The organism is Kribbella sp. NPDC051587 (assembly GCF_044453945.1).
Classification (GTDB): Bacteria; Actinomycetota; Actinomycetes; order Propionibacteriales; family Kribbellaceae; genus Kribbella.
In genome coordinates this window covers 559,484-585,758 of sequence record NZ_JBITDE010000001.1, presented here as the reverse complement: position 1 = coordinate 585,758, position 26,275 = coordinate 559,484, and the positions used below count along the sequence as shown (strand labels likewise).

Annotated in this window: 31 protein-coding genes; 20 read left to right on the top strand and 11 right to left on the bottom strand. The window is 67.6% G+C overall.

Annotated features, from left to right (window positions below; genetic code table 11):
* Nucleotides 1-17 precede the first annotated feature (17 nt).
* The 5 genes from ileS (at nucleotide 18) to ACIA49_RS02785 (ending at nucleotide 5,965) form a co-directional block, all read left to right on the top strand.
* Nucleotides 18-3,215, top strand: coding sequence for an isoleucine--tRNA ligase (gene ileS / locus ACIA49_RS02805; RefSeq protein WP_396375366.1), 3,198 nt, complete (start codon nucleotides 18-20; stop codon nucleotides 3,213-3,215).
* Nucleotides 3,216-3,225: 10 nt separating this feature from the next.
* Nucleotides 3,226-4,203: an aldo/keto reductase gene (locus tag ACIA49_RS02800; RefSeq protein WP_396375365.1), complete on the top strand. Its 978-nt coding sequence runs from the start codon at nucleotides 3,226-3,228 to the stop codon at nucleotides 4,201-4,203.
* A 64-nt stretch (nucleotides 4,204-4,267) separates the two neighbouring features.
* Nucleotides 4,268-4,735, top strand: a complete 468-nt coding sequence (locus tag ACIA49_RS02795; RefSeq protein WP_396375364.1) for a Mov34/MPN/PAD-1 family protein — start codon at nucleotides 4,268-4,270, stop codon at nucleotides 4,733-4,735.
* A 1-nt stretch (nucleotide 4,736) separates the two neighbouring features.
* Nucleotides 4,737-5,015 carry a MoaD/ThiS family protein gene (locus ACIA49_RS02790; protein ID WP_396375363.1) on the top strand — a complete coding sequence of 93 codons (279 nt, stop codon included), beginning with the start codon at nucleotides 4,737-4,739 and terminating at the stop codon, nucleotides 5,013-5,015.
* Between the two features lie 2 nt (nucleotides 5,016-5,017).
* Nucleotides 5,018-5,965 (top strand): PLP-dependent cysteine synthase family protein, encoded by a 948-nt coding sequence (locus ACIA49_RS02785; RefSeq protein ID WP_396375362.1) that lies wholly within the window; start codon nucleotides 5,018-5,020, stop codon nucleotides 5,963-5,965.
* A gap of 4 nt (nucleotides 5,966-5,969) precedes the next feature.
* Here ACIA49_RS02785 and ACIA49_RS02780 read toward each other — a convergent pair whose 3' ends face one another.
* Entirely contained in the window at nucleotides 5,970-6,329 is a 360-nt protein-coding gene (locus ACIA49_RS02780; protein WP_396375361.1) for a hypothetical protein, read from the bottom strand.
* Between the two features lie 194 nt (nucleotides 6,330-6,523).
* Here ACIA49_RS02780 and murI point away from each other — a divergent pair, with 194 nt between their 5' ends.
* Nucleotides 6,524-7,336, top strand: a complete 813-nt coding sequence (gene murI / locus ACIA49_RS02775; RefSeq protein ID WP_396375360.1) for a glutamate racemase — start codon at nucleotides 6,524-6,526, stop codon at nucleotides 7,334-7,336.
* On the opposite strand, the gene ACIA49_RS02770 is transcribed toward murI, so the two are convergent.
* A complete protein-coding gene (locus ACIA49_RS02770) occupies nucleotides 7,333-7,563 on the bottom strand; it encodes a hypothetical protein (RefSeq protein ID WP_396375359.1) in 231 nt (76 codons plus the stop codon). The genes murI and ACIA49_RS02770 overlap by 4 nt on opposite strands.
* 74 nt (nucleotides 7,564-7,637) lie before the next feature.
* Here ACIA49_RS02770 and ACIA49_RS02765 point away from each other — a divergent pair, with 74 nt between their 5' ends.
* From ACIA49_RS02765 to ACIA49_RS02755, 3 genes are read left to right on the top strand one after another with little or no spacing between them, the layout of a single operon-like run.
* Nucleotides 7,638-8,390 carry a TetR/AcrR family transcriptional regulator gene (locus tag ACIA49_RS02765; RefSeq protein ID WP_396375358.1) on the top strand — a complete coding sequence of 251 codons (753 nt, stop codon included), beginning with the start codon at nucleotides 7,638-7,640 and terminating at the stop codon, nucleotides 8,388-8,390.
* 10 nt (nucleotides 8,391-8,400) lie between these two features.
* Nucleotides 8,401-9,147, top strand: a complete 747-nt coding sequence (locus ACIA49_RS02760; RefSeq protein WP_396375357.1) for an MBL fold metallo-hydrolase — start codon at nucleotides 8,401-8,403, stop codon at nucleotides 9,145-9,147.
* A complete protein-coding gene (locus tag ACIA49_RS02755) occupies nucleotides 9,128-10,006 on the top strand; it encodes an alpha/beta fold hydrolase (protein ID WP_396375356.1) in 879 nt (292 codons plus the stop codon). The genes ACIA49_RS02760 and ACIA49_RS02755 overlap by 20 nt, the downstream gene beginning before the upstream one ends.
* On the opposite strand, the gene ACIA49_RS02750 is transcribed toward ACIA49_RS02755, so the two are convergent.
* The 3 genes from ACIA49_RS02750 to ACIA49_RS02740 form a co-directional block, all read right to left on the bottom strand.
* Nucleotides 9,993-10,961, bottom strand: coding sequence for a DNA glycosylase AlkZ-like family protein (locus ACIA49_RS02750; RefSeq protein WP_396375355.1), 969 nt, complete (start codon nucleotides 10,959-10,961; stop codon nucleotides 9,993-9,995). The two genes, ACIA49_RS02755 and ACIA49_RS02750, sit on opposite strands and share 14 nt — an antisense overlap.
* Nucleotides 10,962-10,987: 26 nt before the next feature.
* Nucleotides 10,988-11,776, bottom strand: a complete 789-nt coding sequence (locus ACIA49_RS02745) for a hypothetical protein (protein ID WP_396375354.1) — start codon at nucleotides 11,774-11,776, stop codon at nucleotides 10,988-10,990.
* A gap of 132 nt (nucleotides 11,777-11,908) precedes the next feature.
* The gene (locus tag ACIA49_RS02740; protein WP_396375352.1) at nucleotides 11,909-13,090 is read right to left on the bottom strand and encodes a Gfo/Idh/MocA family protein; all 1,182 of its coding nucleotides are present in this window, start codon (nucleotides 13,088-13,090) and stop codon (nucleotides 11,909-11,911) included.
* Between the two features lie 147 nt (nucleotides 13,091-13,237).
* Here ACIA49_RS02740 and ACIA49_RS02735 point away from each other — a divergent pair, with 147 nt between their 5' ends.
* The 4 genes from ACIA49_RS02735 to ACIA49_RS02720 are packed head-to-tail and all read left to right on the top strand — an operon-like array spanning nucleotide 13,238 to nucleotide 15,997.
* Nucleotides 13,238-14,077 (top strand): SGNH/GDSL hydrolase family protein, encoded by an 840-nt coding sequence (locus ACIA49_RS02735; RefSeq protein ID WP_396375351.1) that lies wholly within the window; start codon nucleotides 13,238-13,240, stop codon nucleotides 14,075-14,077.
* Between the two features lie 10 nt (nucleotides 14,078-14,087).
* Nucleotides 14,088-14,804, top strand: a complete 717-nt coding sequence (rph, locus tag ACIA49_RS02730) for a ribonuclease PH (RefSeq protein ID WP_396375350.1) — start codon at nucleotides 14,088-14,090, stop codon at nucleotides 14,802-14,804.
* A complete protein-coding gene (gene rdgB, locus ACIA49_RS02725; protein WP_396375349.1) occupies nucleotides 14,801-15,406 on the top strand; it encodes an RdgB/HAM1 family non-canonical purine NTP pyrophosphatase in 606 nt (201 codons plus the stop codon). The genes rph and rdgB overlap by 4 nt, the downstream gene beginning before the upstream one ends.
* A gap of 3 nt (nucleotides 15,407-15,409) precedes the next feature.
* Nucleotides 15,410-15,997, top strand: a complete 588-nt coding sequence (locus ACIA49_RS02720) for a hypothetical protein (RefSeq protein ID WP_396375348.1) — start codon at nucleotides 15,410-15,412, stop codon at nucleotides 15,995-15,997.
* A 91-nt stretch (nucleotides 15,998-16,088) separates the two neighbouring features.
* On the opposite strand, the gene ACIA49_RS02715 is transcribed toward ACIA49_RS02720, so the two are convergent.
* From ACIA49_RS02715 to ACIA49_RS02700, 4 genes are all read right to left on the bottom strand, one after another.
* Nucleotides 16,089-16,742 (bottom strand): DsbA family protein, encoded by a 654-nt coding sequence (locus ACIA49_RS02715; RefSeq protein ID WP_396375347.1) that lies wholly within the window; start codon nucleotides 16,740-16,742, stop codon nucleotides 16,089-16,091.
* The gene (locus ACIA49_RS02710) at nucleotides 16,739-17,212 is read right to left on the bottom strand and encodes a nucleoside deaminase (RefSeq protein ID WP_396375346.1); all 474 of its coding nucleotides are present in this window, start codon (nucleotides 17,210-17,212) and stop codon (nucleotides 16,739-16,741) included. The genes ACIA49_RS02715 and ACIA49_RS02710 overlap by 4 nt, the downstream gene beginning before the upstream one ends.
* Nucleotides 17,213-17,304: 92 nt before the next feature.
* Entirely contained in the window at nucleotides 17,305-17,709 is a 405-nt protein-coding gene (locus ACIA49_RS02705) for a DMT family transporter (RefSeq protein WP_396375345.1), read from the bottom strand.
* 25 nt (nucleotides 17,710-17,734) lie between these two features.
* On the bottom strand, nucleotides 17,735-18,055 hold the full coding sequence (locus tag ACIA49_RS02700; RefSeq protein ID WP_391543224.1) for a DMT family transporter: 321 nt from the start codon (nucleotides 18,053-18,055) through the stop codon (nucleotides 17,735-17,737).
* 139 nt (nucleotides 18,056-18,194) lie between these two features.
* Here ACIA49_RS02700 and ACIA49_RS02695 point away from each other — a divergent pair, with 139 nt between their 5' ends.
* The 7 genes from ACIA49_RS02695 to ACIA49_RS02665 all read left to right on the top strand — a co-directional run bounded on the left by ACIA49_RS02695 (nucleotide 18,195) and on the right by ACIA49_RS02665 (nucleotide 23,622).
* A complete protein-coding gene (locus tag ACIA49_RS02695; protein WP_396375344.1) occupies nucleotides 18,195-18,638 on the top strand; it encodes a MarR family winged helix-turn-helix transcriptional regulator in 444 nt (147 codons plus the stop codon).
* A gap of 187 nt (nucleotides 18,639-18,825) precedes the next feature.
* On the top strand, nucleotides 18,826-20,259 hold the full coding sequence (locus tag ACIA49_RS02690; RefSeq protein ID WP_396375343.1) for an AMP-binding protein: 1,434 nt from the start codon (nucleotides 18,826-18,828) through the stop codon (nucleotides 20,257-20,259).
* Nucleotides 20,256-20,522, top strand: coding sequence for an acyl carrier protein (locus ACIA49_RS02685; RefSeq protein WP_396375342.1), 267 nt, complete (start codon nucleotides 20,256-20,258; stop codon nucleotides 20,520-20,522). The genes ACIA49_RS02690 and ACIA49_RS02685 overlap by 4 nt, the downstream gene beginning before the upstream one ends.
* 52 nt (nucleotides 20,523-20,574) lie before the next feature.
* Complete coding sequence (locus ACIA49_RS02680) at nucleotides 20,575-20,949, top strand: ectoine synthase (RefSeq protein ID WP_391543220.1); 375 nt, start codon at nucleotides 20,575-20,577, stop codon at nucleotides 20,947-20,949.
* A gap of 73 nt (nucleotides 20,950-21,022) precedes the next feature.
* Nucleotides 21,023-22,141, top strand: a complete 1,119-nt coding sequence (locus tag ACIA49_RS02675) for an acyl-CoA dehydrogenase family protein (protein ID WP_396375341.1) — start codon at nucleotides 21,023-21,025, stop codon at nucleotides 22,139-22,141.
* 9 nt (nucleotides 22,142-22,150) lie between these two features.
* Nucleotides 22,151-22,834: a transglutaminase family protein gene (locus tag ACIA49_RS02670; RefSeq protein WP_396375340.1), complete on the top strand. Its 684-nt coding sequence runs from the start codon at nucleotides 22,151-22,153 to the stop codon at nucleotides 22,832-22,834.
* Between the two features lie 8 nt (nucleotides 22,835-22,842).
* Nucleotides 22,843-23,622, top strand: a complete 780-nt coding sequence (locus ACIA49_RS02665; RefSeq protein ID WP_396375339.1) for a maleate cis-trans isomerase — start codon at nucleotides 22,843-22,845, stop codon at nucleotides 23,620-23,622.
* Between the two features lie 53 nt (nucleotides 23,623-23,675).
* On the opposite strand, the gene ACIA49_RS02660 is transcribed toward ACIA49_RS02665, so the two are convergent.
* Nucleotides 23,676-24,767 carry an IS701 family transposase gene (locus ACIA49_RS02660; RefSeq protein WP_396375338.1) on the bottom strand — a complete coding sequence of 364 codons (1,092 nt, stop codon included), beginning with the start codon at nucleotides 24,765-24,767 and terminating at the stop codon, nucleotides 23,676-23,678.
* Between the two features lie 233 nt (nucleotides 24,768-25,000).
* Nucleotides 25,001-26,236: an RNA polymerase sigma factor gene (locus tag ACIA49_RS02655; RefSeq protein WP_396375337.1), complete on the bottom strand. Its 1,236-nt coding sequence runs from the start codon at nucleotides 26,234-26,236 to the stop codon at nucleotides 25,001-25,003.
* Nucleotides 26,237-26,275: the final 39 nt, after the last annotated feature.

Here is a 26,275-nt window from a genome sequence, read left to right as displayed (position 1 = left end):
GCGCCTACGATGCACGGGTGAGTTATCCGAGGACTGGCGGCAGGGTGGGTGGGGCTCCGGACTTTCCTGAGGTCGAGGGGGAGGTGCTGGCGTTCTGGGAGGCGGACGACACGTTCCGGGGGTCGGTGGAGCGGCGGGCCAAGGAGGAGTTCGTCTTCTACGACGGGCCTCCGTTCGCCAATGGGCTGCCGCACTACGGGCATCTGCTGACCGGGTACGTGAAGGACCTGGTGCCGCGGTACCAGACCATGCGGGGATTCCGCGTGGAGCGGCGGTTCGGGTGGGACACGCACGGGTTGCCGGCTGAGCTGGAGGCCCAGCGGGTGCTGGGGCTGAAGACGAAGGCGGAGATTCTCGAGCTCGGGATCGAGAAGTTCAACGCGAAGTGCCGGGAGCTGGTGCTGCAGTACACCGACGAGTGGCAGGCCTATGTCACGCGGCAGGCGCGGTGGGTGGACTTCGAGAACGACTACAAGACGCTCAACGCCGAGTACATGGAGTCGGTGATCTGGGCGTTCAAGACGCTGTACGACAAGGGCCTGGTGTACGAGGGCCTGCGCGTGCTCCCGTACTGCTGGAACGACGAGACGCCGCTGTCCAACCACGAGCTGCGGATGGACGACGACGTTTACCAGCAGCGGCAGGACCCCTCGGTGACGGTCGCGGTCGAGCTCGAGACCGGGGAGCGGTTGCTCGCCTGGACGACCACGCCGTGGACGCTGCCGAGCAACCTCGCGATGGCGGTCGGGCCGGAGCTCGACTATGTCGTCGTCGACACCCCCGAAGGCCCGACGATCCTCGCCGAGGCCCGGATGCAGGCGTACGCCACCTCAGGGCTGCAGAGCACCGACGTCGTACGGCGGTTCAAGGGCACCGAGCTGATCGGCAAGCGCTACACCCCGCTCTTCGACTTCTTCGCCGACACCCCGAACGCCTTCCAGGTGATCGCGGCCGACCACGTCACCACCGATGACGGCACCGGCGTCGTACACATGGCTCCTGCGTACGGCGAGGAGGACCAGCTCGCGTGTGACGCCGTCGGGATCCCCACGATCCTGACCGTCGACGACGGAGCCCGGTTCACCAGCGTGGTCCCGCCGTACCAGGGTCTGCACGTCTTCGAGGCGAACCGTCCGATCATCCGCGACCTCAAGGCGGCCGGCGCGCTGATCCGCGAGGACAGCTATGTGCACAGCTACCCACACTGCTGGCGGTGCCGGAATCCCCTGATCTACAAGGCGGTTTCGAGTTGGTTCGTCGAGGTGACCGCGATCCGCGACCGGATGGTCGAGCTGAACGAGGACATCACCTGGACGCCGGAGCACGTGAAGCACGGCCAGTTCGGCAAGTGGCTGAGCAACGCGCGGGACTGGTCGATCAGCCGGAACCGCTTCTGGGGTTCGCCGATCCCGGTCTGGCGGTCGGATGATCCGGCGTACCCGCGGATCGACGTCTACGGATCGATCGCGGACCTCGAGCGGGACTTCGGCGTCGAGGTCAAGGACCTGCACCGCCCGTACGTCGATGAGCTCACCCGCCCGAACCCGGACGACCCGACCGGGAAATCGACGATGCGCCGGGTGCCCGACGTACTGGATGTGTGGTTCGACTCGGGGTCGATGAGTTTCGCCCAGGTGCACTACCCGTTCGAGAACACCGAGTGGTTCGAGAGCCACTTCCCGGGTGACTTCATCGTCGAGTACATCGGGCAGACCCGCGGCTGGTTCTACACGATGCACATTCTCGGTACGGCGTTGTTCGACCGGCCGGCGTTCAAGTCGGTGCTGAGCCACGGGATCGTGCTCGGCAGCGACGGGCAGAAGATGAGCAAGTCGCTGCGCAACTACCCGGACGTGCGCGAGGTGTTCGACCGCGACGGCGCGGACGCGATGCGGTGGTTCCTGATGTCGAGCCCGATCCTGCGCGGCGGGAACCTGATCGTCACCGAGGAGGGCATCCGCGAGGGCGTCCGGCAGGTGCTGATCCCGCTGTGGAACGCGTGGTCGTTCTTCGCGCTCTACGCGAACGCGGCCGACCGCGAAGGGCAGGCGGTGAAGCAACCGACCGACCTGCTGGATCGGTACCTGCTGGCGCGGCTGCGGCTGTTCGTCACCGACGTCCAGGACAAGCTCGACCGGTACGACATCGCATCGGCCTGTGACGCGATCACCTCGTACGTCGATGTGCTGACGAACTGGTATATCCGGCGTTCGCGCGACCGGTTCTGGGCGGGTGAGCAGGCGGCGATCGACACGCTCTACACGGCGTTGGAGACGCTCTGCCGGGCGGTCGCACCGCTGCTGCCGTTGGTTGCCGAGGACATCTGGCGCGGGCTGACCGGCGAGCGGTCGGTGCACCTGACCGACTGGCCGACCGTCACCGACCTGCCGGACGATCCGGAGCTGGTGGCGCAGATGGAGCGTGCGCGCGAGGTGTGTTCGGTCGCCTCCGCGATCCGCAAAGCGACCGGGATCCGCGCGCGGCAGCCGCTGCAGAAGTTGACCGTGGCAACAACTGCGGACCTGCAGGCGCTGACCGGGTTGATCGCCGCCGAGCTCAACGTCCGCGAGGTCGTGCTGACGTCGGTGGACGCGGTCGATGCGCCGGTCTCCCAACGCCTGACGGTGAACGCGAGAGCTGCGGGACCGCGGTTGGGCAAGGCCGTGCAGACGGCGATCAAGGCGTCGAAGTCCGAAGACTGGTCGGTCTCCGCGGACGGGGCAGTGGTTGCCGGGGGCATCGAGCTGGTCGAGGGGGAGTACACGCTGGAGACCACCCTGGCGGTGGACGCGGGGCAGGCCGGGCCGGCGAGCCGCACGGCCGGCGCGGGCGATGGGCCCAGAGGTGCGGCGGCCGCCACCTCTTCCTCCGCCACTACTACGTCTTCCTCTCCCATCACCACACCCGCATCTCCCACCACGGCACCCAGCTCGTCTAGTGGGCTGTTGCCTGGGGGTGGGTTTGTTGTGCTGGATACCACGATCACGCCGGAGCTGGAGGCTGAAGGTACGGCGCGGGATGTGATCCGGCTGATCCAACAGGCGCGACGGGACTCGGGACTCGAGGTCACCGACCGCATCCACCTGACGGTGACTGCGGAACCGGCGATGGCTCAAGCCGTGGAAACGCACCGCGAGCTGATCATGCGCGAGACGCTCGCCACTGACCTCGCCGTACTGGAGGGCTCTGAGCTGGAGATCGACCTGAGGTCCTAATGTTGCGTGCATGGAGACGCGGAAGCTGGGACGGACCGGTCGGGATGTAGGCGTGGTCGGGCTCGGCGCCTGGCAGCTGGGCGCCGACTGGGGTTCGGTGGACGAGAGCGACGCGCTCGCCGTCCTGCGGTCGGCGATCGAGGGCGGCGTGACGTTCATCGACACCGCCGACGTGTACGGCGACGGCCGGAGCGAGCGCCTTGTCGGTCAGGTGCTCAAGGAACACGAGGGCCTGACTGTGGCGAGCAAGATGGGCCGTCGGGTCGAGCAGTTGCCGGAGAACTACAACCCGGCCAACTTCCGCGCCTGGAACGACCGCTCCCGGCAGAACCTCGGCGTCGACACGATTGACCTGGTTCAGCTGCACTGCCCGCCGACCGCGGTGTACTCCACCGACGCCGTCTTCGACGACCTGGACGCGATGGTCGACGAGGGCCGGATCGCGTCGTACGGCGTCAGCGTCGAGACCTGCGCCGAGGCGTTGACCGCGATCGCGCGTCCCAACGTGGCGAGCGTCCAGATCATCCTGAACGCCCTCCGCCTCAAGCCCCTCGACGAGGTGCTGCCCGCCGCCCAGGAGGCCGGCGTCGGCATCATCGCCCGCGTCCCGCTCGCCAGCGGGCTGCTGTCGGGCAAGTACGACGAGAACACCGTCTTCTCCGCCGACGACCACCGCACCTACAACCGCCACGGCGAGGCCTTCGACGTCGGCGAGACCTTCTCCGGCGTCGACTTCGGCACCGGCCTCGAAGCCGTCCGCCGCCTGATGCCCTGGCTCCCCGCCGGCGCCACCATGGCCCAGTTCGCCCTCCGCTGGATCATCGACCAGCCCGGCGTCTCCGTCGTCATCCCCGGCGCCCGCAACCCCGAACAAGTCGCCGGCAACGTAGGCGCAGCCGCCCTCACCCCACTCACCGCCGACCAGCAAGCCGCCGTACGAGAGATCTACGACGACCTCATCCGCCCCCAGATCCACGACCGCTGGTAGTCCACATATTGGACTGACCCTGCGGTTGTCAGGGTCGGTACGACGGTCGCCGTACCGTGGTGGTGTGTTGATCATCGACCAGGCGACGTACGACGCGATCCTGGCGCACGCGCGGCGGGACCATCCGGACGAGGCGTGCGGTGTGGTGACGGGGCCGGAGGGGTCGGGGCGGGCGGAGCGGTTCGTGCCGGTGCCGAACTCGGCGATGTCGCCGACGTACTACGAGTTCTCGTCCGAGGATCTGCTCAAGGTGCACAAGGACCTGTGGGAGCGGGACGAGGAGATCGTGGTGACGTACCACTCGCACACGGCGACCGAGGCGTATCCGTCGCGGACGGACATCGCCCGGGCCGAGGAGCCGAACTCGCACTACGTCATCGTCTCGACCCGGGACGGGGCCGAGCAGCAGAGCTACGACGGTCCGGTGGAGTTCCGGTCGTTCCGGATCGTCGACGGCGTGGTCACCGAAGAAGATGTGAAGATCGTGGCGGCCTACGCCGATTCAGACAGCAGCGAACGAGGAGACAACTGAGATGGCGATCGAGCTTCGCGTCCCGACCATCCTGCGGACCTACACGGGTGGCGAGAAGGCGGTCAACGGCGACGGCGCCACGCTGGCCGAGTTCATCGACAACGTGAACGGCGACCACCCGGGCCTGAAGGAGCGGATCGTCGAGGGGGAACCGGAGGAGCTGCGCCGGTTCGTCAACGTGTACGTGAACGACGAGGACGTCCGGTTCACCGGTGGTCTGACGACGGCGGTGAAGGACGGCGACGTGGTCGTCGTGCTGCCCGCGGTCGCCGGCGGCTGAGGATGCGCTTCGACAGCCTGCTCGACTCGGTCGGGGGCACGCCGCTGGTCGGCCTGCCCCGGCTGTCGCCGACGGCGGACGTGCGGTTGTGGGCCAAGCTGGAGGACCACAACCCGACCGGTTCGATCAAGGACCGGGCGGCGCTGCGGATGCTGCTGGACGCGGAGAAGGACGGCCGGCTGCGGCCGGGCAACACGATCCTGGAGCCGACGTCGGGCAACACCGGGATCTCGCTGGCGATGGCGGCCAAGCTGCGCGGCTACCGGATGGTCTGCGTGATGCCGGAGAACACCTCCGAGGAGCGCCGCCAGATCCTGCGGATGTGGGGCGTCGAGATCATCTCCTCGCCGGCCGCCGGTGGGTCGAACGAGGCGGTCCGGGTGGCCAAGCAGGTCGCCGAGGAACACCCCGACTGGGTGATGCTCTACCAGTACGGCAACCCGTCGAACGCGGCTGCCCACTACGACGGCACCGCCCGCGAGGTCCTCGACGACCTCCCGTCGGTGACGCACTTCGTGGCAGGCCTCGGCACGACCGGCACGCTGATGGGCGCCGGCCGCTTCTTCCGCGAGCACAAGCCCGAGGTGCGGATCGTTGCCGCCGAGCCCCGGTACGGCGAGCTCGTCTACGGCCTGCGGAACCTGGACGAGGGCTTCGTCCCGGAGCTGTACGACGCGTCGCTGATCGACGCCCGGTTCTCGGTCGGACCGCGCGACGCCGTCCGGCGGGTCCGGGAGCTGCTCGACAACGAGGGCATCTTCGCCGGCATCTCGACCGGCGCGATCCTGCACGCCGCGCTCGGCCAGGCGGCCAAGTGCGTGCGCGACGGAGAGCGGGCCGACATCGCCTTCGTGGTCGCCGACGGCGGCTGGAAGTACCTGTCGACCGGTGCCTATGAGGGCACGGTCGACGAGGCGGAGGATCGCCTCGAAGGCCAGCTCTGGGCCTGAAGGGCTAGGGGGACTTGAAGAGGATCCGGCGGCCGATGCGCGGGTGAACGCCGCGTCCCTTGCAGCTGGTGCAGGGGCGTTGTGCGTAGCTGAAGAGGCCGCCGTGGTGACGGCCGGCGCCCTTGCAGCGGTTGCACTTGGCATTCGGGTGCAGCGACAGCGAGACGACGTACACGAAGAACGCCGCCATCAGCAGCAGCAACAGGACTCCGGTCGACCCGATGGACGACGCGAGGTCCGCGGCGGTGCTGTTGGTTTCGGCAGCCTGGTTCGCGGCCTGCCCGGAGGCGGAGACGTGATCAGGTTGCGGATTCGGTCCGGCGGTGCTGCTCAGCACCGCGACGATGTGATGCGCCAGGCTCATGGCATCTCGAGGGCGGTTCGGGCGAACATCGGTCCAGAGTGACCCGAATCACTGCTGTTGGCAATTGCATAACGTAAAGATGTGGACAAGGTTCGGCGTGTCGTTTCTGGAGTTGGGACTGGGTGTCTTCTTGAACGACCCGAATCCGGTCCTGGTTACGGGTGCCGGGTGGTTGTCGGCGCGTCCCCGATAGAATGCGTGCCGTGACAGACGCGCCGGTGGGGATCTTCGATTCAGGCTTCGGCGGTCTCACCGTCGCGCGTGCGGTGCTGGACCAGTTGCCGCACGAGCCGATCCTCTACCTCGGCGACACTGCCCGGCAGCCCTACGGCCCGAAGCCGATCGCCGAGGTGCGTGAGTATGCGCTGGAATGCCTTGACCACTTGGTCGAGGCGGGCGTGAAGATGATCGTCATCGCCTGCAACTCGGCCAGTGCCGCGATGCTTCGCGACGCCCGGGAGCGGTACGACGTACCGGTCGTTGAAGTGATTCTTCCGGCTGCTCGCCGTGCCGTTGCCGCGACGCGCAACCAGAAGGTCGGCGTGATCTGCACGCACGCAACGGCAACGTCGTTGGCGTACGACGATGCGTTCGCCGCCGCCCCGCAGGTGGACCTGATCACCCGGGAGTGCCCGAAGTTCGTCGACTTCGTCGAGTCCGGCGTCACGTCGGGACCGGAGTTGCTCGAGGCAGCGCACGAGTACCTCGACCCGCTGGTCGAGGCCGGCGTCGACACGCTCATCCTCGGCTGCACGCACTACCCGTTGCTGACCGGCGTGATCTCGTACGTCGTCGGTGACGCGGTCTCGCTGGTGAGCAGCGCCGAGGAGTGTGCCAAGGATGTCTACCGCGTGCTGACCAGCACCGGACTGCTGCGACCGGACGACCTGCCCGAGCCCAAGCATCGTTTCGTCACGACCGGAACGCCTGCCGAGTTCGAGGCGATCGGCTCCCGCTTCCTCGGCCCGGTGCTCTCGTCAGTAGACCAGTTCGCCTGGGTTCGTTAGGCGTCCGCACGCTTGCGGCCCTGCTCCAGCACGGCCAGCATCAGGTAGGCGACCACGATGGTGCCGCCGGCCACGAGATAGCACCACGGCGCGTCCAGATAGTTGGCCGCCGTGAGTACGTTCGGCCGCTTGTCGGTCCAGATCCGGTAGATCAGGGCGATGATGCCCTCCCAGATCCCGAAGAACCCCACCGCGACCATCACCAGTCGATACATTCCCTCGTCCATGGATACGAACGTATCAACGGCGGCGTGCGACTTTAGTCGCTGATTCTGCCTTTCATCACGCTTATAGTGGAGTGGTGCGTGACGAAAAGTGCCGGGTCTGCGGTGGCCCGCTGACTCCGCCCGAGCGCGGCCGCCGGCCGTTCTACTGCTCGCGCGCCTGCCAGGCCAAGGCCTACCGGGCGCGCCGGACACCGGCGGCTCCACGCGACGTCGAACCCACAGAACGCCGTACGGCGATCGCTCAGGTCGTCTGGCGAATCGCGGCCGAGCGTGGGCTCGACGCGGTGAGCATGCGCGCCGTGGCAGCCGGGGCCGGCGTGTCGGTGCGTGTCGTGCAGTACCACTTCGGCTCGAAGCACCAGTTGCTGGTGGACTCGCTGCAGTTGTTGCACCGCACCAACGAACGACTCGCCGCGGAGCGGATCCAGGGTGACCTACAGGACCCGAAAGCCTTGCTGGCGGCGATCCTGGACGAGTTCCTGCCCCTGGACGACCACCGGCGGATGAGCCTGCGGGCGCTGGGCGGCTACTACGCGCGCAGCCTCACCGACCCCGCGATGGCCGCGGTCTTCCTGAGCGGTGACCGCTCCCTCGAAGGCTTCGTCGGCCTGATCCTGGGACAGGCGGCCGACCGCGGTCTGCTCCGCGCCGGGGTGCACGTGGAATCGACCGCGGACCTGCTCGTCTCCGGGGTCACCGGCCTCGCGCTGGATGTTGTCCATGGCACCAGATCTGCCCGTGACGTGCGCGAAATCATAGCCAGGCAACTCGATCAGCTGTTCTGCGACGCGACGAGTTTCCCTGCGAAGCCGGCAACCCGCCGGTAATCTTCAAGATATGAAGCTCACCGTGCTCGGCTGTTCCGGGTCCGTCCCCGGGCCGGACTCGGCCGCCTCGAGCTATCTGGTCACTGCCGAGGACTTCCACCTGGTCCTCGATCTCGGCAGCGGCGCTCTCGGATCGCTCCAGCGGCATCTTGCCGTCCCGCAGATCGGCGCGATCGGCCTGTCCCACTTGCATCCTGACCACTGTATGGACCTGTGCGGCCTCTATGTCGCGGCGAAGTACGCACCGGGTTCACCGATTCCCCGCATCCCCGTGTTCGCCCCGCCCGGTGCGGCGGAGCGGATGGCCCTGGCCTACGACCTACCCATCGACCCAGGTATGACCGAGGAGCTGGAATTCCATGCCTGGCAGGACGTTCAGCAGATCGGCCCGTTCACGGTCCGGACCGCGAGCATGCGGCACCCGGTCCCGGCGTACGCGATCCGGGTCGAGGCCGGCGGCAAGTCGCTGGTCTACACCGGTGACACCGGCCCGAACGACGCACTGATCGAGCTCGCTCGCGGTGCCGACCTGATGCTGTCCGAAGCGGCCTTGCAGGACGACAATCCGGACAACCCGGTCGACCTGCACCTGACCCCGTCCGACGCCGGCGAGCACGCCAAGAAGGCCGGCGTCAAAAAGCTCGTGATCACGCACGTCCCACCGTGGTACAACCGGGTGACCCAAGCGGAGAACGCCCGACGTACCTACTCCGGGCCGATCGAGATTGCGACCCCCGATGCTGTTTTCGACATCTGATCAAGTTCCGTTGTGGACTGCAACCACTGGCCCGACCGGGGCGGCGGGGCGGGGAAGGTCTCAAGAAGAGCCGACCCCTGCCGCCGCGCCGGTGATCATCCTCCACGGTGGTCCAGGCACTTGGGATGACCACGCGCGGCTCGCTTCGATGATCGACGACGTGACGGTCGTCCATCGGTTCGACCAGCGGGGCTGCGGCCGGTCGGGCGCGTCGGACGAGCTGACGATGGCGCGCTGGGCGCAGGACATCGACGAGCTGCGGGCGTTCTGGGGCCACGACAAGATCGTTGTCATCGGCCACTCCTTCGGCGCCACGCTGGCGATCACCTATGCCGCGCTGTACCCCGATCACGTCGCCGGAGTGGTCTACCTCGACGGTGTCGGCATCGGCGACTGGCGAACGGGCGAGGCAGAGGTCCGCGCGACCCGCATGACCCCCGAGCAGGTCGCCCGGCTCGAGAGCCTGTTCGGCCGACCGCGGACTCCCCAGGAGGAGATCGAGCTCCGGGTGCTGGCCTGGTTCCCCGACTTCGCCGATCAGTCGCGGGCGATGGAGTGGGCGCTCGAGGACGCGTCCGTCGACCTGCCGATCAACTGGACCGTGAACCGCGCCCTGAGCAACGAAATCAACAGCTGGCCGGACAGTCGCAAGGCCGCTGACGCCGCCGCGATCCCGGCCCCGATCACCTTCATCCACGGCGAAGGCGACCCGCGCCCCTACACCGCCGTACAGGCTCTGGCCGAACACGCCCAGCAACCGGCGTTCCACCTGATTCCTGAGGCCGGTCACTCACCGTGGCGCGAGCAGCCCACGGCCGTCCGCGACATCCTGCGCTCGGTGGTGCTCAGCTCAGCCTGAGCGACATGGTCGCGCCGGGGATCGGCATCGACAACGCCTCCGCCTCGATCGCAGCCCGCTCAGCGCCAGTGACACGACCGGCCAACCGCAGATTGATTGCTCCCTGCCGACGTCCCCACGCGCCGCGGAGCTGCCCGTCGAGCATCAACCCGTGCGGGTGATGCCAGTCGTTCAATTCGATCCGGGACTTCTGCCCAGGCCCGGCGAACAACCCGTAGCGGTCAGCCCCGAACAGCCGCAGATCCGAAGCGACCAGGAACCGTGCACCCGTCACCGCGGGCGCAGCCCGTACGGCGTCCTCGTCGGCGGCCAGAATCGCGGCAGCCCGTCCCTCGACCTCGATCGGCAACAACTCGTCACCCAGCCAGCTCCACACAACGCGAGCGTCCGGTCGCGAGAGCCCTGACCACCAACCGAACGTCTCTGCAGTAGTCGGCCCAAAGGCGCGCACGTGCCGACGGCACAACTCCAGATGGGCTTCGCGAAAGTCGATCTCCGGTGGCTCGACCTCCCGTGCGTACAAGGCACTCGTCGTCCACCGCAACAGCAGCCGACCCGTCGCACACGCGCCCCGCAACTCGGGATGCCCTTGCCGCTGCTCGGCTCCCGCGAACTCCTGGCAGATCCGTTCAGCCAACTCCTCGACCGCCTGCTGCTCGACAGGATCCAGCGGCATCCGTCCCACCGTGAACACCCCGAAGTCTGCCGCGGGCAGCACATAGACCGCCGCCCGCGGGCTGTACGTCTGCACCAACCCCGGCGCCTCCCACGCCGACGGCTCGCACTCCGCCACCCGCGCATGCAACCCAACCAACGCGTCCCGCGGCGCCGTGTCCTGCAACCCGAACCGCGCCGCCTCCACATAAGCCCCAGCCGGCAGGCGCTCGCCCAACCGGTTCACAGCCAGCCGATACCGAACCGCCTGCTGGTGGTCGATCCGGAGCCGTGAAGTCATACCCGTTGTCTAGCAGGTACGGCTGATCACTGTGGCGCGAGCAGGCTGACGCGGTCCGCGAGATTCTTCGCGCGATGGTCATCCAGTCGGTCACCCTGCTGCAGGCCCAAGACCTCCGCGGCCGAGCCGCCGCGGATCACGAGTTCGGCGACGTCCGAGCTGCCGGGGATGAGGCCCAGTTGGTTGCGCGGTACGGCGGTCAGGTGGGGGTAGCGCGGGATGCCTGCGAGCTTGAGTTCGGCGGGCGCGCGGTCGAGTTTGCAGTTGCCGAAGTTGTCGATGACTGTCACCAGCGGGCCCTCGTCTGGGGTGACCGGGATCGGGGTGGGCGTCGAGGGGATCGCGCGGTGGTCGGCGACCCAGCGCGCGAGCAGGGGCAGGTACCAGAGGCTGCGGAACTGGGTGGTGACGATCCGCTCCGCCTGTACCGGGTCGAAGTCGACCGCGTCCAGGACCTCGGCGATGTCGGTGACGAACACCTCGGTGATGCCGAGCTCACGCCGTACCAGCGCCAGTGCGCGCGGGTTGAACGTGCTCGCGACCAGATGTTCGCCGTACCGGAAGAAGCAGAACGGGACGCCGTTCGGCCAGTGACCGTCGCGGGGTGCGAGGTTCAGCAGCGTGATCGTCGGGCCGGCGAGGCCCTCCGTCGATCTCAGACAGTCGAGCAGGGTCAGGGCGGCGAACGACTCCGGGTCGGGGCCGTCGAGGGCGATGATCGTCGGCGACTGGCCGAAGAGGGCGCCGATGCGGGTGCTCAGGCGGGCGCGGGCATTGCCGTCGAAGCAGTCGGTCAGATAGGTGATCGGGTACATGCGAGGTCTCCTGGGTGTGGTTGCAGACATGAGAAGAGGCCCCCCGACAGGGAGGCCTCTCTGCAAGCACACGTGACTACGCGGCTGAAGATCCTCCGTATCGAGGGCTCAGCATTCGCATCATGGTCCTGGTCACAGCGCCGATCGTACCTGACCGTTGTCGAAGTAGGCGATCAACGCCGGGTCCAGTTCCGGTACGTCGATCGGTACGCCGTTCGACCGGAGTGAGTTGGTGGCGGCGACGCCGGCGGCGACCGCGGCGCGGGCGGCGACCGGGGAGGTCAGGGTGGTGCCGCCGTCGCGGACGAAGGTGAGGAACTCGTTGACCAGGTGCGGGTCGGCGCCACCGTGGTGCTCGCTCTCACCGGCGATCTCGACCACGATGTCGGCGTCCTCGCGGTAGCCGGAGCGGCGGCTGTTCCAGACCTTCACGACGCCGCCGGCGGTGTCGCCGAAGTTCTCCAGGCGGCCGTGGGTGCCGATGACGGTGTAGTTGCGCCAGTAGTCCGGCGTGTAGTGGCACTGCTCGTAGGTGACGAAAACCCCGTTGTCCAGCAGGAGGTTCGCCATCGAGAGGTCCTCGACATCCATCACCGGAGCCATCCCCTTCTGCTCCAGCGGCGGCCAGTTGTCCGAACTCACGAAGTCCGAGAACCGCTGGCCGGTCCGGTCGAGCCGGTCCTCGATGCCGCCGTACAGGGTGAGTGCGCCCATCGCGTTGACGCGCCGGGTGTAGCCGTTGGCCAGCCAGTGCATCACGTCGATGTCGTGGGCACCTTTCTGCAGCAGCAGGCCGGTGGTCCGGCGGCGGTCGGCGTGCCAGTCCTTGAAGTAGAAGTCACCACCGTGGCCGACGAAGTGCCGGCACCAGATCGCCTTCACCTCGCCGATCGCGCCGTCCTGGATCAGTTGCCGCATGGTCTGTACGACGGGCATGTGGCGCATGTTGTGACCGACGTACAGGCGGGCGCCCGAGTCGTAGGCCGCCTGCAGCACGCGGTCGCAGCCCTCGGTGGTGATCGCCAGCGGCTTCTCGACGAAGACGGAGATCCCGGCCTTGAGGAAGTCGATCGCCGGACCCTCGTGCAGGTCGTCCGGGGTGGTCAGGAAGACCCCGTCGAGCTTCTGGTCGAGCAGGTCGGTGTGGTCGGCGTACGCGGTCGCCTCCGGGTACTTCTCGAGCGCCTGCTCCCGCTGTACGGCGACGGGGTCGGCGACGGCGACGATGGCGCTGCCCGCACCAGGACGGTGCGCGTGTCCCGCGAGGTAACTCCGGGCACCGAGCCCCACCACGCCGAGTCGAAGATCAGTCATCAGCCAGCAACTCCTGCACATAGTTGTTTGAAGCAGCCTAACTCCGAGCAGTTCCGTCCTTCAATCACCCGTCCTCTGCCGGAAATTGCCTTCCTGGTCACTTAGGCACCATCACCGCATCACACCGTGCCGACACCATGGCGGAATGTGAGCCTCCACTACGTGGCACTGGGGGACTCGACCACAGTTGGGGTCGGGGACCCGATGAACGGCAGCAGTACGACCGACCTTTCCGGTGCCGGTGCGCGCCCGGGCGAGGGGTGGCGGGGCTGGGCCTCGCTGCTCGCCGACTCCTTGGGCAGCTCCCACCGTGTGACGTTCTCCAACTTCGCGACCAGTGGCGCGACCACGGACCTGGTCGCGACCGAGCAGCTTCCCGAGATCGGGAGCGGGCCGATCGACATCGCCTCGCTGATCGTCGGGATCAACGACACCCTGCGCTCCACCTTCGATCCGGGCCGGGTCCGCGACCACCTGCACGTCTGCGCCGAGGAGCTGACCGCACGGGGTGCGCTGCTGCTCACGGTCCGGTTCCACGACCACGCCAAGATCTTCGGCCTGCCGAAGTGGATGGGCCGGCCGCTGTGGCAGCGGATCGAGCAGGTCAACCTCGCGTACGACGACCTCTACCGTCGGTACGGCGGGATCCGGCTGGACATGGCCGACTTCCCCGAGATCTACCGGCGCGACTTCTGGAGTATCGACCGGATGCACCCCGGTGAGCGCGGGCACCGCAAGCTGGCCCGGATGTTCGCCGACGAACTGACCCGGCGGGGCGTGCCGATCGACGTACCGCCGAACCTGGACTGTGCCTACCAGCCGCCGAGCAGGTGGGCCGACGCCGTCTGGATGATCAAGGAGGGCGTCCCGTGGCTCGGCCGCCGCGCGAACGACCTGATCCCGTTCGCCGCCCGGATGGCCCTCACCCAGCGCCGCCCGGTGTCGGGCGCGTTGACCAATGCGGAGGTCCAGCGCCTGGAGGCATAAAGTTGCGGCCATGGCTCGCATCGACGGACGTACCCCTGACCAGCTCCGACCGGTAACCCTGACACGGAAGTGGCTCGACCACGCCGAAGGGTCGGTGCTGGTGGAGTTCGGCAAGACGCGGGTGCTCTGCGCGGCGAGCGTGACCGAAGGGGTACCGCGGTGGCGGAAGGGTTCCGGGCTGGGCTGGGTCAGCGCGGAGTACGCGATGCTGCCGCGGTCGACGAACACGCGCTCGGACCGGGAGTCGGTAAAGGGCCGGATCGGTGGCCGGACGCACGAGATCTCCCGGCTGATCGGCCGGTCGCTGCGCGCGGTGATCGACTACAAGGCGCTCGGCGAGAACACGATCCTGCTGGACTGCGACGTACTGCAGGCTGACGGCGGCACCCGTACGGCGGCGATCACCGGCGCGTATGTCGCGCTCGCGGACGCGGTGTCGTACCTGCGCGATCGCAAGCTGCTGAAGAGTGAGCCGCTGACCGGGACGGTCTCCGCGGTGTCGGTCGGCATCATCGACGGTGCTCCGATGCTCGACCTCTGCTACGAGGAGGACGTGCGGGCCGAGACCGACATGAACCTGGTGATCACCGGCGACGGCAAGTTCATCGAGGTGCAGGGCACCGCCGAGGGTGCGCCGTTCGACCGCGCCGAGCTGGACAGCCTGCTCTCGTTGGGTCTTGCCGGCTGTGCGGACCTGGCGAAGCTGCAGCAGGAGGCGCTCGGATGACCCGCGTTCTGCTGGCGTCGAACAACAAGAAGAAGCTCGAGGAGCTGCGCCGGATCCTGACCCCGATCGTGCCGGGGATCGAGGTGATCGGGCTGGGCGACGTACCGCCGTACCCGGAGCCGCCGGAGACCGAGCCGACCTTCGAGGGCAACGCGTTGCTGAAGGCGCACGCCGCGCTGGCCGCGACGGGGCTGCCGTCGATCGCCGATGACAGCGGGATCTGTGTCGACGCGCTGAACGGGATGCCCGGCGTACTGTCGGCTCGTTGGTCTGGTCCGTTGAAGGACAACGACGCGAACAACCAGCTGCTGCTGGGGCAGCTCGAGGACGTACCGGACGAGCGGCGCGGTGCCTCGTTCGTGGCGGCCGTCGCCTTCGTGCGTCCGCACGCGGCCGACGAGCTGGTGCTCGGCGAGATGCGCGGCTCGGTGATCCGCGAGGTCCGCGGGACCGGCGGTTTCGGGTACGACGTTCTGTTCCAGGCCGACGGCTACGACCGGACCACGGCCGAGCTGTCGATCGAAGAGAAGGACGCGATCAGCCACCGCGGCAAGGCCTTGCGCGCCCTGGCGCCGATCGTCGCGAAAGCATTGGGGGCCTAGAGCATGTTGTTCGCCGGACGTGACAAAGAAGGCGTCGAGGACGGCTGGATCACCTCGGCCTACCGCCGCTGGTCGGAAGCCCGCGTCGTCGAGGGCCGGATCTACCGCACCAACGCCGGCCGGATCCAGATCGACAGCGTCCGCGAGATCAACCCCGCGCTGATCGCCGACAACGACCCCGACGTCGCCCTCGCCGACCGCAGCAACGCCGGCGACATCCTCCGCCGCCTCCGCGGCGACGAGTCCTGGCCCACCTTCCTGATCCGCTTCCACCTCGTCAAAGGCCCCGACCCCCGCGAGGAACTAGCAGCCCAAACGGACCTCTCGGCCGAGGACCTCACCGACCTCACCGAACGCCTGGCCCGCTTCGACGCCGCCAACCCCCACGGCCCCTGGACCCTCCAAACCCTCCGCCTCATCCAGTCCAAACCAGCCACCCGAGCCGCCGACCTAGCCGCCTCCCTCAACCGCGAAACCGCCCCCTTCAAACTGGACGTCCGCAAACTCAAAAACCTAGGCCTGACCCACAGCCTGGAAACCGGCTACGAACTCTCCCCCCGAGGCACCGCCTACCTAAAAACCCTCGCCTGACAACCAGAGGACCTCCGGTCCTTCGGACGTTATGAACGGGATGTGGTTAACGTCCGAAGAGGCGGAGGCGGGCCCTCCGGTCTTTCGGACGTTAGCAGCCGTCGAGGCTGCAGGCTGTGCCGTGGGTGATGGCGGTTTCGGCTTGGGTGTTGAGGATGGCTTGGCGGAGGTGGGTGGGGTCGGGGACGCCTTCTAGGCGGGTGCTGCCTACGAGGATGGTGGGGACGGAGCGGATCTGGTGGGATTCGGCTTCGCGGAGGGCTTCTTGGTGCTTGGTGCGGTAGGTGCGGTTGTCGAGGGCTTCGCGGAAGGCGGGGGCGTTGAGGCCGATCTCCGTGGCGAGGGTTTCGAGTACGTCGGGGTTGCCTAGGTCTTGGTCTTCTTGGAAGAAGGCTTTGAACATGCGGTGGGTGTATTCGGTGCCGAGGTTGTGGGCGGCGGCGTACTGGTAGCCCTCGAAGGCTAAGTGGGTGTAGGGCTGGGGGGAGACGGTGGGGAGGGTGATGTCGACGCCCAGTTGGCGGGCCATCGGGTAGACGGCACGGGCCCAGATGGCGGGGAGGTAGTCGTCTTCGGGGCGGAGGGTCGGGTGCGGGTGGGCCCGGAGCTCGAAGGGCATCCACTCGATGTCGACGGGCAAGTCCTTCGTCGCCTCCTCGATCGGGCCTTCGGCGAGCATGCAGAACGGGCAGACGTAGTCGGAGAAGATCTTGATCTTGACGGCGCCGAGCGTTGGTTCGGTCATCGCAGCGCACCCTTCCGGCCGGTCATGAACTCCTGGAACGGGACTTCGTGGCCCTCGATCGGGGCGTGGGTGACCTTGATCGGCCAGGTGGTGGGGTCGTTGGCGAAGATCGCGTACGAACTGGAGTAGTTGAAGCCGTACTCGTCGGCGGTCTTGCGGTCGGAGGCGTAGACGATGTGCTCGATGTTGAAGTAGAGCGCGGCCATGTAGCACAGGGCGCACGGTTCGCCCGAGGCGATCAGGGTGGCGCCCGCGACGCCCAGCCGGCCGGCCTTCTGGGCGGCGGCGCGCAGTGCGACGACCTCGGCGTGGGCGGTCGGGTCGTCGTCCTCGAGGACCCGGTTGAATCCGGTGCCGAGCACCTGGCCGTCGCGGACGACGAGGCCGGAGAACGGGATGCCACCTTCGGCGACGTGCAGGCGGCTGATCCGGACGGCTTCCGCCACGTGCGGAGTGAGGTCAGTTGGCATCAAGAAGTCCTTGGGGGAGTGGAGGGGGCACACCCGGAGCGGCTCATCCGGACGGGGAGGAGGACGCTCCGGGGGTGCGGTACGGAACGGCTTCAGACGCCGGCGTTCTCGGTTTCCTGAGGCTGCTCGACGGCCGGCGCCTTGGCGGCGTCCAGGCGGTCGGCGAGCTTGAGCCAGATGACACCGGCGATGATCAGGCCGAGCCACAGGGACTGGACCAGGGTGAGGCTCTGGTCGAAGAAGACGGGGCCGAGGGCGGCCGCACCGGCTGCTCCGATACCGGCCCAGACGGCGTACCCGATGCTGACCTCGATGGTGCGCAGGGCGGCGCTCAGGGCCCACAGGGTGAGCAGGAAGAAGACGACGGCGACGAGCGACCAGGTCAGGCGGGTGAAGCCGTGGCTTCCGCCGACCGAGAGCGCGTAGCCGATCTCGAAGACACCGGCGAGCAGGAGCATCAGCCAGGACTTGGCTGCGGAGGGGCTGGTCGTAGACATCTGAAGGGTTCCTTTCGGGGAGGGGTTACGCAGCGCCGCTGAGCTGGAGGCCGACGACGCCGGCGATGATCGCCGCGATGCCGAGGCCCTTGCGCCAGCTGAGCTTCTGACCGAAGACCAGGACGCCGAGCAGCGTGATGCCGATGCCGGAGATCGAGGTCCACATCGCGTAGCCGACGCCGACGTTGAAGGTGAGCAGCGCGCGGCTGAGGAAGAAGGTGCCGAGCGCGCCGCTGACGAGCGTGATGATCGTCCACTTGCGGTTCTTGAAACCGTCGGCCTTGCCGGCCGCGATCGCCACCACGACCTCGAAGACGACGGCGATGCCGAGTAGGAGCCAGTGCATGAGATGTCCTCCAGAGAATTGCTTGTACATGCAAGCGTCTGGCCAGACCATACGCCAAAGTCGTGAGCAAGGGAAACCCCGGGGAGGTTGCACGAGCATGTACTCTGATTCAAGAATCAATCGAGGAGGACCGGGTTCGATGACAACCTCGCAGGTCGCGCCCCCGCGCACGTCCGACCGCAGCGCCTGGGACCGCGTGCTCACGCTGCATGCCCAGGTCGAGCGTGAGCTGGCCCTCGCCCTCCAGAGCCGGCACGGCATCGGCCTGTCGGAGTACCGGTCGCTCGAGCACCTCGTCGCCTCCGAGACCAGCGAGCTGCGGATGCAGGATCTCGCCGACAAGGTCGGCCTCGGTCAGTCGTCGATCACCCGCCTGGTAGGGCGTTTGGAGACGGCCGGCTTCGCCTTCAAGGACCTCTGCCCGTCGGACAAGCGCGGTGTGTACGCCGTCATCACCGACGAGGGCAGGAAGCGCTACCAGTCGGCCCACGCGACGTACGTCGAGGTGCTCTCGGCTGCCCTCAACGGATTCGCGGGCCACCCTGAGCTCGGCCCCACGGTCCAGGCGCTGCGCACTTCGTAGGCCATCACCCCAAGACCCCCGCTCGCCCTCCGGCGTGGCGGGGGTTTTTGTTTGCCCGCGCAAGCACCAATGATGCTGCTCACTACGACTTCGCCAAGTAGATGCTTGACCAAGCATGTACCTCGCGGGATAGCTTCTGGATCGCCACACACCGTCCAGAGACTTTCCCTACTGCGAGGAATCCGCCGTGCCATCGCCCTGCCTGGCCGACGCCGTCGCCGTTCACGGCCTCCATCGGCCCCACCGCACCGCCCTGGTCTTCCATGACCGCATCGTCACGTACGGCGAGTTGATCGACCTCACCCAGACCTACCGCGGCCAACTGCTCCAGCTGGAGCTCCCGGCCGGCAGCACGGTCTGCGTCCCGGCGCACAAGACGCCCGAGACGATCGCGCTGCTACTCGCCGCGTTCCACGAAGGCCTCGTCGTACTGGCTCCTTCACCTGATCTGGGTACGGCGGCCCTGACCCGGCTGGCTCAGCAGGCCCGCGCCACCCATGTCCTCACCGTCGCCGACGTTCTGACAGCTGAGCCGGTACGACGTGACGAGGCCGAGGCGGCCGGATTCGCTCAGGCCGACCCGCGTCGTACCTGCCTGCTGCTCACGACTTCGGGCTCCACCGGTACGCCGAAGATCGTGCCGATCGCCTCGACCGGGTTCGATGCCTTCGCCACCTGGGCCACCGCCGAGTTCGCGCTCAGCTCGGATGATGTCGCGCTCTCCTACGCCCCGCTCAACTTCGATCTCGCGCTGCTCGACATCTGGTCCTTCCTGCAGCTCGGCGCGCAGGTCGTGCTCGTTGATCAGGGCAAGGCCACCGACGCGCCGTACGTCCATGCCCTGGTCGAGGACCACGAGGTCACCTTCATCCAAGGCGTCCCGATGCTCTACCGCCTGCTCGTCGAAGCCGGTACGGCGTTCCCATCCGTGCGTGAGGTGATCTTCACCGGCGACAGCGTGCCGGCCTCGCTGCTGGAGCCGGTGAGCACGGACTTCCCGAAGGCCCGGTTCCACAACATCTTCGGCTGTACGGAGACCAACGACTCGTTCATCTACGAGGTCGACCCCGCGACGCTCACCGGCAAGATGCCGATCGGCCGGCCCATCGCCGGTACCGAGGCACTCGTCAGCGATGCCGGCGAACTGTTGGTGGCAACGCCGTTCCAGACCGACGGCTATCTCAACTCGGTCCTCAATGCCGACACCTTCCAGGTCATCGACGGTCGCGTCTTCTATCGCACCGGCGATCTCGTCACCCGTGACGAGGACGGTCTGTACAGCCTGCAAGGCCGCGCCGACTGGCAGGTGAAGGTCCGCGGCGTCCGCACCAACCTCCAGGAAGTGGAGCAGGTGATCGCTGCGCACCCCGAGGTGCTGGAGGCGGTCGTCGTACCGCTGCCTGATGAACAGGCCGGCGTCCGTCTGCACGCGCACGTCAGCCGGCACCCGAGCAGCACGCTCACCAGCCTGCGGCTGCGGACGCACGCCGGCGAACACCTGCCCCGCCACGCCATCCCCACCTCCGTGCACATCACGGACGTCCCGCTGCCCCGTACGTCGACGGGCAAGCCGGACCGAAACCTGATCAAGAGCAACCGTCTGAAGGAGATCCACACGTGACCAGCAAGGACATCGCCGCCGAGATCCGTGCCTATGTCGTGGCGGAGTACCTGGCCGGTGAGGACGCCTCCGACCTGACCGGTGACTACGCCCTGATCGACTCCGGCGTCATCGACAGCCTCGGGCTGATCCGGCTCATCTCCCACCTCACCGAGACCTACCAGGTCTCCTTCGACGACATCGAGTTCGGCCCGGAGAACTTCCGCAGCCTGGACGCGATCGTCGACCTCGTCCGCACCCACTCCGCCGCTGCCGCGGCCTAGCAACAGCAACAGCACTACCTTCCGTCCAACCCAGCAAGGAGAAACGCAAGAAATGATCGTCCGCAGCATTGACACCATCGCCCCCGTCGAGTGGGGCAACGGCCTCAGCTACCGCGTCCTCACCGAGGCGGACGGCATGGGTTTTGCCATCTGCGACACGCTCGTCCGGCGCGGCACCACCAGCGCCCTCCAGTACCGCGCCCACCTCGAGGCCTGCTTCTGCGTCGGCGGCTCCGGCGAGATCGTCGAGAAGGACGGCACCCGGCACAAGATCGTCGAAGGAAGCATGTATGCGCTCAACGAGCACGACCCGCACTACCTGATCGCCTCCGATGACGAGGACCTGCACCTGATCTCCGTGTTCAACCCGCCGATCGTCGGCAACGAGAAGCACACGTTGTCGGCCGACGGCTTCTCGCAGTACTGAGTGCCGGCCCGCGGGTGGTTGCTCCGAGCAACCACCTGCGGGTTCCCCCGCAGTTCGACCCCGAGGACACCTTGTGAACGACGACCTTTTCCACCTCGCCACCCCGTGGGCAGATCAGCTCAACGCCGGCCTGCAGGAGTCCGACGCGGCCGGTGCCTTTCCGCAGGACAAGTGGAAGGCGATCCAGGACTCCGGGATCCTGCGGGCACCCTTCGATCCCGACCTCGGCGGCAGCGGCCGCAGCCTGACCGACACCATGCGTGCCCTGGAAGGGCTCGGCTACACGTCACGGGACGCCGGGCTGTCCTTCTCCACGTCGACGCAGATCGTGTCCGTCGGCATCCCGATGCAGCGGTTCGCGACGCCGGAGCTCAAGAAGCGTTACCTGCCGAAGATCATGGCCGGTGACCTGGTCACCGCGCACGCGATCACCGAGGAGTCCGGCGGGTCCGACGCGACCAACATCGCCACGCTGGCCTATCGCGACGGCGACGACTACGTCGTCAACGGCAGCAAGATGTTCATCACCAACGCTCCGATCGCCGACCTGTTCCTGCTGTACGTGCGCACCGGCAAGTCGGGCCCGTTCGGCCTGACCACACTGCTGGTCGAGGCTGACACGCCAGGTCTGACCGTCGGGCCGACCATGGACAAGATCGGGTTGCGTACCAGCCCGATCGGCACGCTCTCGTTCGACGAGCTGCGCATCCCGGCCACCAACCGGATTGGTGCCCACGGCGCCGGCTTCCTCGTCCTGGACTACGTGATGAAGCGTGAGGTCCTGTTCGGGTTCTCGCTCACGCTCGGCGAGATGACCCGCCGGCTGGAGGAGACCGTCGAGTTCGCCAAGAACCGCATCCAGTTCGGGCAGCCGATCGGCAAGTTCCAGGCGATCTCGCACAAGCTCGCCGACATGAAGATGCGGATCGAGACCGCGCGGAAGTGGCTGACCGACACCGGTGCGAAGGTCGAGGCCGGTCAGGACGCCGCCTTCGATCTCGCGGCCACCAAGACGATCGTCTCCGAGGCCAACCTGCAGACCGCCCTGGACGCCGTCCAGATCCATGGTGGTCGCGGGGTGCTCACCGAGTTCGGGATGGAGCGCGAGCTGCGCAACTCCATCGCCGGGACGATCTACTCCGGCAGCTCGGAGATCCAGCGCAACCGCATCGCCATCCTGATGGGCCTCTGAGGAGCATTCATGAACGACTTAAGCTGTACTGAAGACCTTTCCCACCCCACCGCCCCGGTCCGGGCAACCACCTTCCTGGACTACGAGACCGAGGAGGTCCAGGCCTTCATCGACCACGCCGTCAAGGACCGCTCGGCCGACCAGACCACCAACGCGATCGAGCTGTACTACGCCGTACGGGACGGCATCTTTTATGAGGTGTACGGCGCTGATCTGTCCGCTGACGGTCTGAAGGCGTCGAGCGTCGTACGGGCCAAGTCCGGCTTCTGCCTGCACAAGTCCGTCGTCTACGCGGCTGCTGTCCGTGCGCTCGGCATCCCGTCCCGCCTCGTGTACGGCGATGTGCGCAACCACCTCGCGTCGCCGCGACTGATCGAACACATCGGGGGAGACGTCTTCTTCCACGGCCTGACCCAGGTCTACCTGAACGGCAAGTGGGTCAAGGCGACGCCGGTGTTCAACAAGATGCTGTGCAAGCTCTACGGGATGGAGGCCCTCGAGTTCGACGGGACCTCCGACAGCCTCTACCACCCGCACGGCAGCGGTGGTTCGATGGAATTCCTGGTCGACCACGGCAGCTTCGACGACGTCCCGTACGAGTACGTCATCGCCACCATGCGCGCCAAGCACCCCAAGTTCCTCGACGGCACGGGAACCGTCGGCGGCGGCAGCCTCGCCGCAGAAGCACGTTAGGAGACCTCATGACTCACGATGGATGGGACGCCGGCACCCGGATCGGCGTCGTCGTACCGCATGCCGATGTCGGCCCGGAGGCCGAGCTTCAAGCGATGGCCCCGGCGTCGGTGTCGATCCACGGCTCCCGGGTCTACTTCGGCGCCATGCGCGCCGGGGGCGAGATGGACGAGAAGATCCCGCACGACCCCGTGCGCGCGTTCGTCGAACCGCCGTACCTGGACCAGGCGGTCGAGCTCGTTGCCGCCAGCCCGCTGAACGCCCTCGCGCTGGCCTTCACGTCGTCCAGCTATGTGCTGAAGGCAAAGGGGGAGGAGGAGCTGTTCGAGCGGCTCGCTCCGGTCACCCGCGGGCTGCCGATCACCGGTACGACGATGGCGGCGCGGGCCGCCTTCCATGCACTGGGCGCGCAAAAGATCGCGATCGTGAACCCGCCGTGGTTCGACGACAAGCTCTCGGGTCAGGGGGCGGACTACTTCGGCGAGTTCGGGTTCGACGTCGTCCACCACGGGCCGTGCGGGCTGCCGTCGAACCAGAAGGCGATCACCCCGGCCAACCTGTCGGCCTGGATCCGTACGACGGTCGCCGCGCACAAGCCGGACGCCGTTCTCGTGGCAGGCAACGGGATTCGCGCGGTCGGGACGATCAAGGCGCTCGAGGAGGAGCTGGGCTTCAACGTGGTCACCGCGAACCAGGCGATCATGTGGCACGCATTGCACCTCGCCGATGCCGCTCACATCGCTGCCGGGATCACGGACTACGGGCAGCTGTTCAGCACCAAGCCGTAAGCGGTAACCAGGGCCGCGCTCTTCATCGACTGAAGAGCGCGGCCCTGCTGTGTTCAAGCGACCTGGCGGAGACGGACGTCCTGCTGCTGGCTCGCGGCCAGCCGGTCATACGTGTACGCCGCGGAGACCAGCGTCATGTGGTGATGCCAGCCCGGGTAGGAACGGCCCTCGAAGTCGCGCAGGCCGAAGTCCCGTTCCAGGCGGCCGATGGTGGTGGTCGTGGTGGCCAGACCGTCGACGAGGGCGAGGAGTTCGTCGTACGGGCGGTTGGTCATGTTGGTCAGCCACAGGCCACCGGGGCGGCCGCGGCCGGCCTCGCGTCGCTCGAACAGGCGGTAGGTGCGCTGCAGGCCAGGCCTGGTGGTGGTGCGCGGCAGGTACGCGAGCCCGGTCGTGCGCTCGTCGACGAACTCCGCCGCCCGGACCGGAGCGCCCTCGGCACACTGCCGCGCGGCCAGGTGGCTGCCTGGCTGGAGCAACAGGTTGTCCGGTACGGCGATGACGAAGTCGTGGGCTCGCTCGACCAGACCGTGAATCAGGGCACAGGTGTCCAGGTATCCGACCAGGTCGGCGACGACCGGCATCGGCCGGTGTGATCGGCGCGGAGGCAGGCCGGTCAGCAGGTCGAGGACGCCGTCGATGGGCGTCGTCGTGTCGCTGGGGATGCGGGCGCGCCGGCGCCGCTCGGCGTCGGACCAGTCGTCGGGCAGCAGCATGCTCCAGGCCACCGGCAGGACGTCGTCGCCGGCCGAAAGAAAGGAGCCGATACCGATCTGGCAGTTGACCGTCCGGCCGGTCTGCGGAATGAAGCGCCGGTGAACTCCGCACGACTGTCCGCCGCGTTTCGGAAGCACCGCGGGAGCGATCGTCCAGGACTGCGGCCGGGTCTGCCGTTCGACCCAGCGCAGAATTTCGGTCTGGATCGGTTCCCATTCCCACGGGCTGGCATTGATGAACTGATGCAGGGCCTGCGCGGCGGTATCGGAATCGGTGACCGCGGCGGCCATCCGGCGGACCGTCTTCTTGCCGGGCGTCGTCAGCAGTCCCTGCACGTACACCTCGGCCCAGCGCCGCTGATCGGCCCTGGGTATTCGCCGGAACAGCTGGTCGGTGAAGCGGCCGAACGTGGGCGAGAGCGCAGCCATCTGGTCTTTCCTCCCCTGAGGCCCACCCGCAGCGGTGGACGCTCTCCGAGAATAAAGAAGACCGCTATGTTTTTTGAGGTCCGAAGAGGCAGATGACTGCAACTTCACCATGTTGCCAAGTCATGTTTGACATGGCCTCACAATTCTTGCCGCCAGGTAATTGCATGGTGACTGTCCGGGTAATCGACCAAGCGTTTGGATGGTTGTTTCGACCTGAATTGAAAGGCTTGCCGTTACTGGCCGAGTTGATCGCGGCGCCGGGTCAGATAGGCGGCTTCGGCGGTGTTTCCGGCCAGCGTGATGGCCTGCGTGTAGGCCGCGCGGGAGTCGTCGCTGCGGCCCAGCCGGCGGAGCAGATCGGCCCGGGTGGCGTGGAAGGCGTGATAGCCGGCCAGTGCGGGTTCGAGGCTGTCGACCGTGGCCAGGGCGACGTCCGGGCCGTCCAGCTCGGCCAGGGCGATGGCGCGGTTGAGGACGACGACCGGCGACCGGTCCAGCCGGACGAGCTGGTCGTAGAGCGCGACGATCTGCGACCAGTCGGTGTCGCGGACATCGCGGGCCGAGGTGTGGACGGCGTTGACCGCCGCAAGGATCTGGTACCTGCCGGGCGCGACGCCGGTGGCCAACCGCTCGCGGACCAACTGGTGGCCCTCGGCGATCAAGGCCGGGTCCCACGCACCGCGGTCCTGTTCTCCGAGTGGGACGAGTTCGCCGGTTGCGGAGACGCGCGCCGTACGGCGGGATTCGGTGAGCAGCATCAACGCCAGCAGCCCGACCACCTCACCGTCGTTCGGCAGCAGCGCGCGGATCAGGCGGGTCAGGCGGATCGCCTCGGCGGTCAGGTCGTGGCGGACCGGATCCGTGTCCGGGCCGGTCGCCAGGTAGCCCTCGTTGAAGACCAGGAAGAGCACGGTCAGTACGCCGGCCACGCGGGTCGGCAGGTCCTCCGCGGCTGGGACCCGGTACGGGATCCGGGCGGCCTTGATCTTCGCCTTCGCCCGGGTGATCCGCTGGCCCATCGTGGTCTCCTGGACCAGGAACGCCCGCGCGATCTCGGGCACGGTCAGCCCACCGACCATCCGCAGCGTCAACGCGATCCGCGTCTCCGGGGCCAGCGCCGGGTGGCAGCAGGTGAAGATCAGCCGGAGCCGCTCGTCGTCGATGACCCCGAGAGGCTCGACAGGTTCGTCGTACGCCATCTGAGCCTCCTTCTGCCGGTCGTCACGCTTGCTCTCCCGCCGCAGCCGATCGATGGCCTTCCGGTTCGCGGTCGTCGTCAGCCACGCGCCGGGATTAGGCGGTACGCCGTCACTCGGCCACCGCTCCACAGCCACCGCGAATGCCTCGGCCGCAGCCTCCTCGGCCACGTCCAGATCGCCGAACCGACGAGCCAGCCCAGCCACCACCCGAGCCCACTCCTCCCGGTGGACGCGCGTGATCGCCTCGCTGACAGCCTGCTCTTCCGACATCGCTCGGTTGCCTTCCACCCCTACTACGAACCCGGCCGG